This window comes from Estrella lausannensis (assembly GCF_900000175.1).
GTDB lineage: Bacteria > Chlamydiota > Chlamydiia > Chlamydiales > Criblamydiaceae > Estrella > Estrella lausannensis.
Genome location: NZ_CWGJ01000025.1, coordinates 127248 through 141485, shown reverse-complemented (window position 1 = coordinate 141485; position 14238 = coordinate 127248). Strand labels below are relative to the sequence as shown.

Genomic DNA, 14238 nt, shown 5'->3' with positions numbered 1-14238 from the left:
CCTTATCGCATCAAGAGGTTTTGCATGACGATCAAGCCCGGGGAAATAACCTGGATACTGGAACAAGAACTAGAGAAATTCAATGATCATCCCGCGCTGGAATCATTTGGACAGGTCCTGCAGATAGGCGATGGCATCGCAAGGGTTTTTGGTCTTGATGATGTGATGGTCTCAGAGCTCGTTGAGTTCTCCAACGGCACACAAGGTATGGTGCTGAACTTGGAAACAGATAACGTCGGTGTTGTTCTATTCGGCAGCGAAGAGGGCATCAAAGAGCGTGACATTGTTAAAAGAGTTGGAAAGCTGGCTTCGGTTCCCGTAGGAGATGCACTGGTGGGAAGAGTTGTCAGCGCCTTAGGAGAGCCAAGAGACGGAAAAGGACCTATCAAAACAGAGCACTATCTTCCGATGGAGGGTCATGCGCCGGGTGTTATTGAAAGGCAGCCGGTCTCCGAGCCAGTCCAGACAGGTATCAAAGCGATAGACGCCATGGTTCCGATAGGCCGTGGACAAAGGGAACTTATCATTGGCGATAGGGAGACTGGCAAAACGGCCCTCATCGTCGACACGATCATCAACCAAAAAGGCAAAAACATCTTTTGCATCTACGTGGCCATTGGACAGAAGGCTTCGACCATATCCAAAGTTGTCTCCACCCTAGAAGAGCATGGGGCCATGGAGTATACAACCATCGTCGCCGCCACATCCTCTGACGCCGCTTCCCTGCAATACATCGCCCCTTATGCCGGAACAGCGATGGGAGAGTGGTTTATGCATCAGGGCAAGCACGCCGTATGCTTCTATGACGATCTCTCCAAGCATGCTACCGCCTACCGGGAAATAGCCCTTTTGCTTAGAAGACCTCCCGGAAGAGAGGCATATCCCGGAGACATTTTTTACCAGCACTCGCGCCTTCTGGAACGCTCCGCGAAGCTTTCGAAAGAGAAAGGCGGCGGATCGCTTACAGCCATCCCTGTCATCGAGACGCAAGCCAACGACGTGAGCGCCTATATTCCGACTAACGTCATCTCAATCACAGACGGACAGATCTTCCTGGAAGCCGATCTCTTCCACCAAGGCATCAGACCGGCCATCAACGTAGGGCTTTCCGTATCGCGTGTCGGTGGTAAAGCACAGGAAAAGGCGATGAAGCAAGTCGCTTCCAGCATCCGTCTGGACCTTGCCCAGTACAGGGAGCTGGCCTCATTTGCGCAATTTGGCTCGGAACTTGATGAGGCAACACAGGCGCAACTGCGTAGGGGAGAGCGGATGGTGGAGATCTTAAAACAGGAGAGATTCAATCCTTATCCCATTGAAAAACAGGTTATCATCATCTTTATCGCCTCAAAAGGGTTTTTAGATGATATCCCGCTCGGCTTGGTAAAAAAATTCGAGACGGAATTTTTCTCATACATCGAAGAGAAGTGCCCTGAAGCCCCCCGATCGATCGCTGAAACGAAAGCGTTTTCTGGCGAAGCGATGAACACCCTTGAAAGGCAGGCCGCTCTTTTTAAAGAGCAGTTTAAAGAACGAAATCAACTCAAAACCGGCAGCTAAAGCATGTCCAGCTTACGGGAAATCAAAAAGCGCCTCCGTGCCGTCAAGAACATCAAACAGATCACCAAGGCGATGGAGCTTGTCGCTGCCTCAAGGCTGCACAAGGCACAGGAGAAAGCTCTAGGTTCCCGTACGTACTCAAAAAAACTCCGCGCTGTCTTAGAAAACCTCTCCTTGGTCAAGAGTAACCACCCCTTTTTCAGCAAACGCCCGGTTAAAAAAATGGTGCTGATTATCATCACTTCCGACAGGGGACTGTGCGGTGGTTATAACACCCATATCATCAACGCCGCGGAGCGCTTTCTGCATAAGTATCCCCAAAATCAGCCTGAGCTGATCGTAATGGGGCGCAAAGGGCTCGATCATTTCAGGTTAAAAAACTGGACCATCAGGGAAAAAGTGCTGGACTGGGGTGGAAAAATCACTCCGGAAGAGGTCAAGAAACTCTCCAACTATCTTCTCGAAAGTTTTTTACATTATGAAATCGATGAAGTTACAGTCATTTACACCGAATATGTCAACTTGCTGACCAGGAAAGTTATCACGGAAAAATTGCTCGGTATCGAAAAAATGACGCAATCGCAAAAGGAAGTTAGTAAAGACTATATTTTTGAGCCTGATTCCGAAGAGATTTATGACGACCTGGTTCCCCGCTATGTCTATAATCGCCTTCAGACAATACTCCATCAGGCCTGGGCATCGGAACTGGGCGCACGCGTGTGCTCGATGAGGCAGGCCATCAAAAATGCAGACGAGATGATAGAGAAGCTGACGCTCACGCGCAATAAGGTGCGCCAGGCCAGCATCACGCGGGAAATGGCGGAGATCGCCTCAGGATCAGAAGGATTAAATAACGGTTAAAATATGGCTAAAGGAAAAGTAAGACAGGTAATCGGCCCCACGCTTGATGTGGAATTTCCCGAAGATAAGATGCCAAATATCCTCAATGCGATTCGCATTACGGATGAAAAAAGAAAAATCGATATCACGGCTGAAGTGTGCCAACATCTTGGTGACAACATGGTCCGCTGTGTTGCCCTCTCCTCAACCGACGGACTGATCCGTGGAATGGAGGCTGATGACACAGGCCACCCCATCACCGTTCCTGTCGGCAATGCGACGCTGGGAAGAATTTTCAATATTCTGGGACAGCCGATCGACGGCCTCCCGCCCATCGACCCCTCCTCCCCCAAATCTTCGATCCATAAAGCCCCGCCGTCCATTGAAGATCAGGCAGCTAAGATTTCCGTCTTTGAAACCGGCATCAAGGTCATCGACCTTCTTTGTCCTTATCCGAAAGGTGGAAAAGTAGGTCTCTTCGGTGGAGCCGGTGTCGGTAAGTCGGTGATCGTCATGGAGCTTATCCACAATATTGCCACCGAGCATGGAGGACATTCAGTATTTTGCGGGGTCGGGGAAAGAACGAGGGAAGGCAATGACCTGTGGCTTGAAATGAAAGAATCGGGCGTTCTCTCGAAAACCTGCCTTGTGTTCGGTCAAATGAATGAGCCCCCGGGAACAAGGCTTCGTGTCGGACTGACCGGACTGACCATGGCAGAATATTACAGGGATGTCGAACACCAAGACGTTCTGCTCTTCATCGATAACATTTTCCGCTTTATCCAGGCAGGCTCGGAAGTATCCGCTCTGCTTGGAAGAATGCCATCCGCTGTCGGCTACCAGCCCACACTGGCTTCAGAAATCGGTTTACTGCAAGAGCGCATCACTTCAACAAGACGCGGCTCTATCACGTCCATCCAGGCGATCTACGTTCCGGCCGATGACTACACAGATCCGGCTCCGGCAAGCCTTTTCTCTCACCTCGACACCTCCGTCACCCTCTCACGGCAGGTTGCCGAGTTAGGCATCTACCCTGCTGTCGACCCGCTGACGTCAACCTCCAGGATTCTGGAACGGTCTGTCCTTGGCGATGAGCACTACGATGTTGCCAGGAGCGTCCAAAAGACTCTGCAGCGTTACAAAGACCTGCAAGACATCATCGCCATTTTAGGGATTGATGAATTGACAGAAGAAGACAGGCAGACCGTATCAAGAGCGCGTAAAATTCAGCGCTTTCTTTCACAACCCTTTTTCGTTGCCGAGCAGTTCACGAATAAACCGGGAAAATACGTCAAACTGGAAGACACTGTCAAAGGGTTCAAGAGAATCCTGGATGGAGAGCTTGATGACATTCCAGAACAGGCTTTCTACATGGTCGGCGGAATAGAAGAGGTTCTTGAAAAAGCGGAAAAAATTAAAGCAGAGATCTAAAGCAACCGATATGAAAGAGCAAGGAAAGGCCTTCAACTTAACTGTGGCATCTCCCGACAAGGTGTATTTCGACGGAAAAGTCATCTCCGTCATTGCCCCTGGCAAATTGGGTTATCTGGAAATTTTAACCCACCATGCCGCTCTAATCACTTCCCTGCAAAAAGGGAATGTCATCATCACTTTGGAGAACTTCTCCAAAATGAAGATGGAAGTCACCGGAGGTATACTCGAAGTATCGGGTGATGTATCGCTGCTTGCCGATGAGGTCCTGCAGGCCGAATGGCGTTCTGAATCTTGATCCGCCTTATACCGGAAGAGCCTAAAACTTTTATTTTTTTGTTTTGAGACACTTCCGGTATATCTTCAGATCTTACGTAAGGACTTGGCTGGAAGATAACCGATCTTGTCTCCGTTAAGGATGACTTTAAGCCACTCCCCTCCCTTTTCTTCACCGACAACATCCACAACGCTTCCCGGGCTCAGCGGATCTTCCAAAACAGAAGCAAACTCCATGCTGGCGCCTTTCCTTAAATTCTCTCCATTAACAAGCACGGCGCTCTCCCTTCCCCAAAACACCTCAGTTAAAAGCCCAAGCAGCATGAAAGCGGCCAGCGCGAAAAAAAGGCAGGAGACAATACGGACAGGAGGCATATACCTCCAGATGGTAATTGAGAAAAGAGCAAATCCCATCAGGGCAGTAAACGAAAATATCTGAAGGCGGGTGGGGAGCGAAAACACATTGGAAAGAGAGAAAGCGTCGATAAATCCGCCATGGTTTTTGGGAGCTTCGACACCCGCTTTCACCCGAGCTGTCGACAAGTTTTCCTGAATCCTCGTGTCTCCATTCAGCTTCGTTGCCTTCAGGTAGTAAAGAATGGCAAAAGGATACTGATTCAGCTGATAGAATGTGTTACCGATATTGTAATAGAGTTTTCCATTGGTGTAGCGAGGATCGTATTTGTTCTCTATATCTTGGTAGAGCTGAAGCGCCTGATTGAAATACTTTTGCCTTTCAAATACTGTTTGGGCGTTCTCTCCTTTGCTATAAAGAGTGGCCGCTTCTTCTATGACGGTGTGCGCTGCGTGCCTCATCATGAAAATGTAAAGAGCGATCACAATCGTGAAAGATACTATAAATATCACGATAGGGCTTAAAGATACTTTATACATAGTGAATCACCTTCTAGACGCGTGGCTTTATCGACTGCATCAACCGCAAAGCATCTTGTTTGACTTGAGCCGGATCTTTTTGTCCTTTCCCGCTGAAACGGTCTTCTTCAAGTTCATGTAAGAACCTTTTGATCTCGCCGCTGACCCCTGCATCGGCAAGTTCATGCCAGGAAACATCCGTTCTTGAAACATGGCCTGTTTCAAACAGCTTTGCAATCAACGCTCTTGCGATCTTGGGATAAAGATCTTTGTCACCCTCCGGCAGGGCTTCAATCTCTTTCCAAAGCCTGGCCGCAACGCCATCTACTTTTTCTTTCTCTTTTCTCTTCTCTTTCCGATAGCGATAATCCAACTGGAGAATCAAAGCCAGGCCTCCGAAAAGAAGGATCCAAAGACTTGAAAATGTTCCTAAGAAGCGGCTCTGCAGGTCATCTGTTGTGAGGGGGAAAATCGTCTCGATTTCAATTTTTTCGGGCTTCGCATTCAACTCCGGCCATTCCGTCGCGGTGCTGGGTTCTTTTGCCTGTTCTTTCTGAGCCTCTTCCTTGATCTCTTCCAACCCCTCGCTGGTAGGTCTCACCTTGACAGGGATGGGATTGCTGTTCAAGGTGTGATACGATTCATTTTCAGGATCGAAGTAGCTGAACTCCAGCCCAGGTATTTCATTAATGGCAGTCGAGAGCGGAGTGAGATCGATTACGATATATTTGATTCCATTTTTATAGATTTCGGCCGGAGGAATGTCACTTAAGCGGAACCTTCCGGGAAACCCGGGCTGACAGCAAACTTCCGGCATCGGCGCCGATTCGACTTCGCCATCGCCGGCGATTTCCATGGAAAGGGTGAATTTATCTCCGACTGAAACATCGGAAAATGACTGCAAAACTACCTTGAACGTCAACTTTTTGCCGATGGCCCCATTGAAAGAAGCCGGCTTTCCCTTATCCGGAAAAGCTTTTATTTCCAATATAACCGGATCCGCTTTTGCCTCTACCGTCTCTCCGAGATACTCCTTGGTCTGAAAAAGCGTCATCGTATACGGCTTTCCGGAAACTACCGACGGTCCAATCACATAGCGTCCAGGATTTACCGCCTGGACTTGCTGTCTGATCTCACGGTATGCAAGGCTTCCTTTGCGAAAATTTTTGACATCCTCGCCGCCGATCTTTTTAAATCCTTTGGGTTCAAGCAATGGCATTTCATCTTTCGTCATTTCCACGTTCTGGTTGTAGATCAGACGATACCCAAAAATGGCCTTCTGGCCGGGATAGAAGATCTGCCTGCCTTCAATAATCGGCTCTAGCTTGAATAAGAGACTGCCGTTGATATTCACAGAAGCCTGACTTTGAGTGGAGCCCCCCACCTCAAATGCTTGTCTCGCCGAGCTGACATCCCTACCCCCAACCTCTACTGTGATAGGGGAGAGAACGTACAGTCCTTTAGTCCTGGAACCCAATTTAAAACGGTAAACGCTCTTGACCCTGCCTGCTTCCTCCACTTCCTTCACAAGCTGCAATTGAAGAGATTTCCCCTCAAAAATGGCTGTTTTAGGATTGACTGCGTCGTTCTTGGAATGAAATATGGACAGATCCCCTTCGATCGCCACCCCCTCTTGCAGCGACTCCTTCTGAAACTCAATGCTGAGACGAACATCCTCGGCCAGCGCCAAAGAGAGAGGGGCTAAAAATGCGAAGAATACCCAAGAGAGTGTGCGACTGATGCAGGCTACCATGGCTTACCGGATTCCTTTTTGGGAAACTCTTTTTTTTCATCAAATTCTTTGTCATCTTCACCCATCTGGACTATATTGCGCAAGGTCTCCTCAATTCCCTCAGCCCCGGTCGATTGCGCTTCATCTTCCCCTTTCTCCTGACCTCCTCCTTGTGCGCCACCGCAACCTTTGGCAGGTGAAAGATCATCCATCTGCTCGAGGGCCTCTACCCACTTTTCCAATACATAGGCATGCAATACGCCAACCTGATTAAAACTGCGATCTTCCCTGCTGGTCAGCCGGAGGGATTTATCGAGAGCTTCAAGCCCCTCATCAAAGGGCGGGATGACTCTTTCCCAGGGACTTGCCACACACGCCCCCCGGCTCCCATCTTCGTTCTCACGTTGGCTAAACAGCTCTTTCTGCTCCCGAAGAGCCGCTTTATCAAAGAGTTCTGTTTTTTCCATCGCTGTCTTGATTGTAAGGAGCACCGCCTCTTTCCATTTCTTGAGAGCGTCGTCCTTAAGATACTGATAGAGCGTATCTTGTTGAACCATGTTATCGACAAGGGAGATAAGCAGCTTCAATACCGCGCGAGCCGGAGCCTTTTCGTTTTGCAAAACAAATAAAAGGGAGGCTTTGACCATGAAGTCGGCAAATAAAAATTCGCTCTCCGACCCCTCTTCATTCCCACTCTCTTTCAAAGAGATCGCTTCTTGGATGTGGATGCTCACGAACTGTCTCAGCTTCCAAGGCAAGACCTCCTGAACCTTTTTGATTTTAAAAGTCTCTTCCTGCAAAAATGCGAGAGACCGCAAGGAATTCGGAATCAGTTCCTCTTCAAGAAAAACTTCCTGAAATGATTCTGAAAGCCTGTAAAGAGCTCCCGCTGCCTCTTCTTCATTAAACTGCGAGCGGAGAAGCTCCCGAATCCCTTGCAAAACCGAGGAAACTCTCTCCAGGCTGGTTTTGATATCACCTTGCAGCATCGCATTGACAAAGTCTGACCACTGCTCTCTGATCTCTTCAATACCCGCCAGCTCAATTTTTTGAAAAACAGCGTCGAAATTTTGCATCTCTTCCGCTAAATAGTTAAGATGCAGGGACAGTAAGTGCTGGCTGACTGAATCTAAGATTGTCTTTAAGTGGCGCTCTATCTTTTCAGTGCCAATGAGCAGTTGTAAAAGGGCTTCGATGGGAGTGAACACTTGAGTCCTCATCCGGTAGTATTTACCGGCGATCTCGGACCTGAAGTTTAAAGCCTGGTTGCGCATCTCTTTGAAGAACTCAGCAGGAGTGCACTCTGCGCCCCCTTTCGCCTTGTCAAGGAGGCATTGGTCCTTGATCAGGTTCAAATAGGCATCCTTAACCCTGGAGGAAAACCTTAGGCTCTCCCGCGACATTTTAAATGAAGCAGGATCCCCCTCTTTGGCGAGGGCTGCATTTTTTAAGGACAGGAACAAAATATAAGCTCTCGCATAGGAAACGCGCGCAGCCAAAGGAGGAAAATTCCCTCCCTGCCTTAAAAGATCATCGAGCAACGAGAGAGCCTCTATACGGTTTCCTTGGCGAATTCGGCCGAACGCCAGGTCATAATTGATAAAGAGGCGCCTCCACTCTTCTTTTGTCAGAGGCTCCTCTTTACTTAGCAAAGACTGACCGCGATCGAAGTCGGAAGCCTCAAAAAGCACTTCGGCCTGTTTTAACTCCTCTTGCTGCTCTGAAATGGAGTGAAGGCCTGATTTTACAAGCAAAAGAAAAAAAAATACCACCAGCCTTCGCATGCCTCTATACCTCGGTTCCATTCCGCCTCTCAAAATTAGTTTGAGGCAATGTGAGGAAAAGAATATAGAAAGCGATTCCGATAAGCAGGAAATACTGGAAATAGGCGGTATAGCGGATGACCGCTCTCCCTGAAGCTGTCGATTCTCCTTCAACCGGAGTCTTCTTCAGGGATTTTATTTTAATCCCGTTCAAAATTTTGTTCGCGATCAACAAAGGCGAGGAATCATTTGCCATCAAAGAAAAGCCTTTGAAGCTTTCTGCCAGTTTCGCAAGAGATTCGTCATCCCTCTTGGAACGCACAGGGCGGCCCTGATACATCACATCAGGAACGATTCCCCCTTCCGACGTACCAAGACCCACAACAATGAAATCGACACCCGGCATTTTGTCTTTGGGGACCGGCGGGAGAGACGACCCAAAAGCCCCTTCCGTGTCCTCTCCATCGGTCATGAAAATCACCGTCGCCATTTTTCCCTTCTTCAGATGGGAAAGATCCTCTGAAAGCTGGCGAAGAGTCTTCGCGAGATCGGTTCCCTCTGCCGCCACATCGTTTCCCTTTAAAGCGCGGATAATGAGTCTGGCATAAAGATAGTCGACTGTAGGGGGAACTTGCTTTTCCACCTCCGATGAAAAAACAAACACCGAGACCGTCTCTCCCCTTAACCCCTTAATCACCTCGTCGGCAATTTCTTTGGCTGTATCGAGGCGTCGCTTTTTAAGACGCATGTCGTCCACCAGCATCGAAGAAGAGACGTCGATGAAGAATATCACCTCATGTTCCGCCTTGAGAATTTTAGCCTGATCCGGTGGGGTTCCATCACTGACATACTGCGGATTTCCAGCCGGAGATGTCAAAGCGATCACGAATAGTACTGTAGCCCACACAATGGCCACGCTACGGAGCAAATGCCAGCTAAAGACGGGGAATGAGCCCACTTTCTTCCGCACCTCCTCCGTGCCGATCAGCTGAAGAGCCCTTTTTTTCCTCTGCCAGATCAAACTTAAAAAAAGTGCGATCAAAAGGGGAAGAATGAGCAAAATCGCAGCGTTGGGGTTAAGGAATATGATCTCTGACATATCAGGGGATTATCCTCAGGTAAGTTGCCTGCATTAGAGCGGCAGAAAAAATCATCAGTAGCGCAAGCGCTATCAGATAGGGATAGAGATGATATTTTTCAGAACGCGGAGGCGCCTTCTCCTTTACATCTTTGGCAAACAAAGGAATCTTGCTCTTTTCCAACTGGTCAATGTCCCGGTAGATTGCTACCAGATCTCTCGAGTCATCAACCATGTAAAATTTTCCTCCGGTATACTTCGTGATCAGATCGTATAGCTCGTGGTAGGTCTTATCCTTCATCTTGGCAAAGGAAGGATCGATATTGACGATATACAGTTTAACGCCATTTTCCTTGGCATACTCGGCCCCATTCCATAGATCCATGCCCCGAATCGGATTATTGGCATCCTCTGGATTGATCTCATTAATTCCATCTGTGATGATGATGAGTACAGGATTTTTGATATCATAAAATGGCACTTGCTCACTTCCGTCTGCCTCGCTGAAATGCTTCAGGGCCTTTATGGAAGATACCGTTTTATAAATAGCATAGCCAATCCCGGTGCCAACCTGTCTAATGTCTTTATTGAATTCGATCTTATCGATTTCTTCGACAATTTTTTCGTGATCCAAAGTCAGCGGAGATATGATTCTTGCGATCCTTGCAAAGGTGACAAGACCCACCATATCCCCCGCCCTTCCTTTCAGCCCAGACCTTGGATCCCCCTGAATAAACTGCTTCGCGACGCGTTTTGACAGATCCATCTTCATCACTTGCTCGGGACCGGAAGATGAATTCACCGGCACCTTGAAGTTCATCGATGTCGAATTATCCAGCAGAAGATAAAGCGCAAGTCCTCGAGACTCCCACTCTTCCTCTGGTTTCGGTTCTTTCAGATACAAAAAATAGGGATCTGCAAGCGCTAAGAGCAAAAGCGCCAAAGCAGTCATATATAAAGTGGAAGGGGCTTTTGCCAGCCTTTCCCGGATAGTCGGCCTCCTTCCTTTGAAGAAGAAAAAACCCGAAAACAGAACGTTTAGCTCCCTTGTCCTTACAAACAGACGGTAGAGCACGAGAAAAAAAACAAGAGCCGCACACGAAAGAGCGAATCCTTCAACGTCGACTCCAACTCCACCAAATATAAACCCCTCTTCCATAACCAACTCATTAGAGGTGAGAGACAGACTATACCGAAAGTGTCTCAAAAGTTGGTTTTGGCAAAGAGAAAGCTCAAGCGATTGAAATACTGCAAGTCACCTAATGTTAGAAATATGAGGTGACTTGCAGTCTTTCAATCCCGAGGCTTTCTCAAAGCCCTCATGCCGAATTTTGAGACACTTTCGGTATAACACCCCAAGTTAAATTTTGAAGAGCCCTTTTTTAATGAAAGTGTCTCGAAAATTTGATTCCGGCAAAGAGAAAGATCTTGAAATGGAGTAATCGCAAGGGGGCCAGTATAGAAAATACGAGGCGATTTCAGTTTTAAGACAAGCTCTAAGACCGGATGCCCGATTTCGGGATATTTTCGGCATATCTTCTGAGCAGAAGCGAATTGGCAATCACTACCGCCGGGCTGATAGCCATGATGAGGGAAGCGGCAACAGGATTTAAAATCCCGAAAGAGGCTAGCGGAATAAAAATAAGGGTGCTGATAGCGGCAAACAGATGGTTTTGACGAATTTTAGAGAGCGCGTTTCTTGATAAATCGACAGCCTGTCCAACACTCATCAGGTCATTGCCAAATAAAGTGACATCGGACGACTCATGCAAAGCAAAGCTCCCCGACCTCATGGCAAAGCCGACATCGGCATCCGCGATGGCCAAAGAGTCATTAATGCCGTCGCCGACAAATCCAACCTTCTGCCCATTTTTCTGATACAACTCCACTTTCTCCTGCTTTCCCTGAGGAAGCACATCAAAGAAAAAGGTGGTGATGTCAAGTCGCCTCGCGATCGCTTCAGCGACACCCTGACTGTCTCCTGTCACCATGACCGGAACGATGTTGAGTAGCTTCAGCTGCCTCAACGAGTGCCAACTTGATTCGCGGATCGGGTCTTCGACTACCAACGTACCCAGCAGCTGCTTATCATCGAACAGATAGATTTTCGTTTTATCCTCGCGGGCGTTTTCATCCTCTTTGATTGAGTGACCTGCCTCCGAAGCAAAGAGTTTGGAGCCCAAAAAATAACGGCAGGCATCGATTTCACCTGACAACCCCGCTCCAGGCCTAAACTCGGGGTTATCGGCTCTCTCCCTGAGGGCATTCATCTCTCTCGCCTTCGCCAAAACTGCCTTTGAGAGTGGATGCGACGCGTTCATCTCAAGTGAAGCGGCCAAGGAAATTATCTCCTTTTCAGACAAAGTGCTTAAGGGGATAATTTCGACAACCCTCGGCTCGCCAAGAGTCAGTGTTCCCGTCTTATCAAAAATGACCACATTAAGCCTGCCCGTTTTTTCCACCACTGCCGCGCTGCGGAAGACAAAACCGGACTCTGCTCCCAGAACCGATGCAACTAAAAAAACAAAAGGCGCTCCATAGACGATTGCTACCGGGGAAGCAACGGCCAGCACGGCTATCGCCCTGAGTGCCCCTGATCGCCCATCTGCCGCTGAAAGACCGTAAAGCAGCGTTATGAAGGCAATCAAAAGAACGATCGGGATAAAGTAGGGCAGGAAGCGATCTACATTCAACTGAACAGGGGCTTTTGTATCGAGGTTTTTTTCCACCATGTTCAATAGCTGTCCTGCAACTGTGTCCCTGCCTACCTTCTCGCTCCGGATGATGAGTCGTCCGTCCAGGGCCATGGTTCCTCCTAAAACGTGATCCCCGGACCTCTTAAGCGCCCTCTCCCCCTCACCGGTCAGTGCTGATTCATCGACAAGGGAAGCGCCCTCAAGAACGATCCCATCCGTCGGAATCACCTCTCCTGGAGCAATCATGACGATGTCTCCGGGAAACAAGAAAGATACATCCTTCTCTTCGAAAAAATTGCCGATTTTGACAAGAGTCTTTTTGGGGAGCTTGTCGGCCAATTCCGCTGCCACTTCGCTCACTCTTTCCAAACATCTCTTATCAAGCCACCTTCCAAGAAGCAGCGAGATAACGATGCCGGCGGAAACCTCAAAATAGTAAGGGCTTGCATAGCCTGTCAGCCATAAAAACAAGCTATAGAAATAAGCTGAGAAGACAGCAAGAGAAGCTAAAAACTCCTTGTAGGGATCCCCGTCTCTGAAAGAACGTATGGCCCTGAGATAGATAGGCAAAGCGAACATCAGTTGCATCAGAGTGGCCAGTATTAGCCGAGCTGCCGGAGTGAGCAGCGGCTGATCAAAAACACTCTCGAATCCTTTAGAGACAAAAAGGGGCGCACCTGTCAGCAAAGCGTAGAAGAACTGTTCGAAGGGAAAAGACCACTTTGCATTTTTTTCACTCTTGTCAAAAGCGATCTCGAATCCGGTTTCCGCCATCTCTTTCTGAAAGAAATGAAAAGAAAAGGTGCCCTCCTCAAAATCGATCTCTCCCCTTTTCAGGGTGAAATTAACCGATGCATCCTTTACACCCTGCATTTTCAGCAAGGAAGCCTCTATTTTTTCCGCGCATCGCACACTGCGCATCCCTTGAACGGTAAAACGAATCCGTTCGCGGCGACCGGAATTTTTCGGTTGCATCGGCTCCACCTTATTAAGGGGTTACAGAGAGTCGGCTATGCCCAAAATAGCCAAAATGCGGTCAAGATCATCCAGGTTGTGATAGGTGATCGATATCCTGCCTTTTTTGGCACTCCCCTCAATCCATACCTTTGTGCCAAGCCTCTCTTCAGCCCGTCTCTCAATGTCTTCCAGATGAAAATCGCGCTGCTTAAGAAAAAAAGCTCTCTCTTTCACCTTTTTTTCAAGCGAAGCAGCCTTTTTCTCCGCTTCTCTGACAGAGAGAGAATCTTTGACAATGGCTTCATGCAGTAAGACCTTGGCGTGGTCGTCAGACACTGAAAGAATCGCCTTGGCATGTCCCATGGTGATCGTATTCCTCTGCAAACTATCTCTGATGGAGACAGGCAGTTGCAAAATTCTTAAGTAGTTGGAGACAGTCGATCTCTCCTTACCAATTTTTAAAGACACATCCTGCTGGCTAAGCTGAAACTCTTCCATCAGCCTTTTGATGCCCACAGCCACCTCGATCGGGTTTAGGTCTACCCTCTGAATATTCTCTACGAGCGATCCGATGGCCGCGGTCTTATCATCGAAGGACTTCACGATCACGGGAATTGTCTCTTTTCCAAGAAGAGAATAAGCGCGAAAGCGCCTCTCGCCCGATATCAATTCATACGAACCGTCTTGACTTAAGCGTACAACAGGAGGGTGGATCAAGCCGATCTCACGGATCGATGTTTTAAGCTCCTGCAGCTCTTCTTCATCAAAGCGGCTTCTCGGCTGCGCTCCCCCCGCCTTTATGGCGGAAAGAGGGACTTCTATCAGATTTTCTTCCATGGTCGACCTGTTTCTGTAAGGTAATGTTAGCGGACTTATACCAAAAGTATTTCAACATTTAGCGTGGAGCTTTGAAAAAACTCTCAGAACCGAAAGATTGCAAATCACCTAATATTAGAAATATGAGGCAACCTGAAATCTTGGAGGCTCTCTCAAAGCCCTCATGCTAAATTTTGAAACACTTCCGGTATGCCTTTT

At 48.2% G+C, this 14238-nt stretch carries 11 protein-coding genes; 4 read left to right on the top strand and 7 right to left on the bottom strand.

Annotated features, from left to right (window positions below; all coding sequences use genetic code 11):
- The first annotated feature begins 24 nt into the window (after window positions 1-24).
- The 4 genes from atpA to ELAC_RS08160 are packed head-to-tail and all read left to right on the top strand — an operon-like array spanning window position 25 to window position 4126.
- A complete protein-coding gene (gene atpA / locus ELAC_RS08175; RefSeq protein ID WP_098038792.1) occupies window positions 25-1557 on the top strand; it encodes a F0F1 ATP synthase subunit alpha in 1533 nt (510 codons plus the stop codon).
- Between the two features lie 3 nt (window positions 1558-1560).
- Window positions 1561-2418, top strand: coding sequence for an ATP synthase F1 subunit gamma (gene atpG, locus ELAC_RS08170; RefSeq protein ID WP_098038791.1), 858 nt, complete (start codon window positions 1561-1563; stop codon window positions 2416-2418).
- Window positions 2419-2421: 3 nt separating this feature from the next.
- The gene (gene atpD, locus ELAC_RS08165) at window positions 2422-3828 is read left to right on the top strand and encodes a F0F1 ATP synthase subunit beta (protein WP_098038790.1); all 1407 of its coding nucleotides are present in this window, start codon (window positions 2422-2424) and stop codon (window positions 3826-3828) included.
- Window positions 3829-3838: 10 nt separating this feature from the next.
- Complete coding sequence (locus ELAC_RS08160; protein WP_098038789.1) at window positions 3839-4126, top strand: FoF1 ATP synthase subunit delta/epsilon; 288 nt, start codon at window positions 3839-3841, stop codon at window positions 4124-4126.
- A 65-nt stretch (window positions 4127-4191) separates the two neighbouring features.
- On the opposite strand, the gene ELAC_RS08155 is transcribed toward ELAC_RS08160, so the two are convergent.
- The 7 genes from ELAC_RS08155 to ELAC_RS08125 all read right to left on the bottom strand — a co-directional run bounded on the left by ELAC_RS08155 (window position 4192) and on the right by ELAC_RS08125 (window position 14040).
- On the bottom strand, window positions 4192-4998 hold the full coding sequence (locus ELAC_RS08155) for a tetratricopeptide repeat protein (protein ID WP_098038788.1): 807 nt from the start codon (window positions 4996-4998) through the stop codon (window positions 4192-4194).
- A gap of 13 nt (window positions 4999-5011) precedes the next feature.
- Window positions 5012-6730: a BatD family protein gene (locus ELAC_RS08150; RefSeq protein ID WP_098038787.1), complete on the bottom strand. Its 1719-nt coding sequence runs from the start codon at window positions 6728-6730 to the stop codon at window positions 5012-5014.
- The gene (locus ELAC_RS08145; protein ID WP_143406480.1) at window positions 6724-8514 is read right to left on the bottom strand and encodes a hypothetical protein; all 1791 of its coding nucleotides are present in this window, start codon (window positions 8512-8514) and stop codon (window positions 6724-6726) included. Before ELAC_RS08145 ends, ELAC_RS08150 begins: the two co-directional genes overlap by 7 nt.
- Window positions 8498-9571: a vWA domain-containing protein gene (locus ELAC_RS08140; protein ID WP_098038785.1), complete on the bottom strand. Its 1074-nt coding sequence runs from the start codon at window positions 9569-9571 to the stop codon at window positions 8498-8500. The genes ELAC_RS08145 and ELAC_RS08140 overlap by 17 nt, the downstream gene beginning before the upstream one ends.
- A gap of 1 nt (window position 9572) precedes the next feature.
- The gene (locus ELAC_RS08135; RefSeq protein WP_098038784.1) at window positions 9573-10709 is read right to left on the bottom strand and encodes a vWA domain-containing protein; all 1137 of its coding nucleotides are present in this window, start codon (window positions 10707-10709) and stop codon (window positions 9573-9575) included.
- 337 nt (window positions 10710-11046) lie between these two features.
- Window positions 11047-13221, bottom strand: coding sequence for a heavy metal translocating P-type ATPase (locus ELAC_RS08130; RefSeq protein WP_098038783.1), 2175 nt, complete (start codon window positions 13219-13221; stop codon window positions 11047-11049).
- A 21-nt stretch (window positions 13222-13242) separates the two neighbouring features.
- Window positions 13243-14040, bottom strand: a complete 798-nt coding sequence (locus tag ELAC_RS08125) for a ParB/RepB/Spo0J family partition protein (protein ID WP_098038782.1) — start codon at window positions 14038-14040, stop codon at window positions 13243-13245.
- Between the last annotated feature and the right edge of the window lie 198 nt (window positions 14041-14238).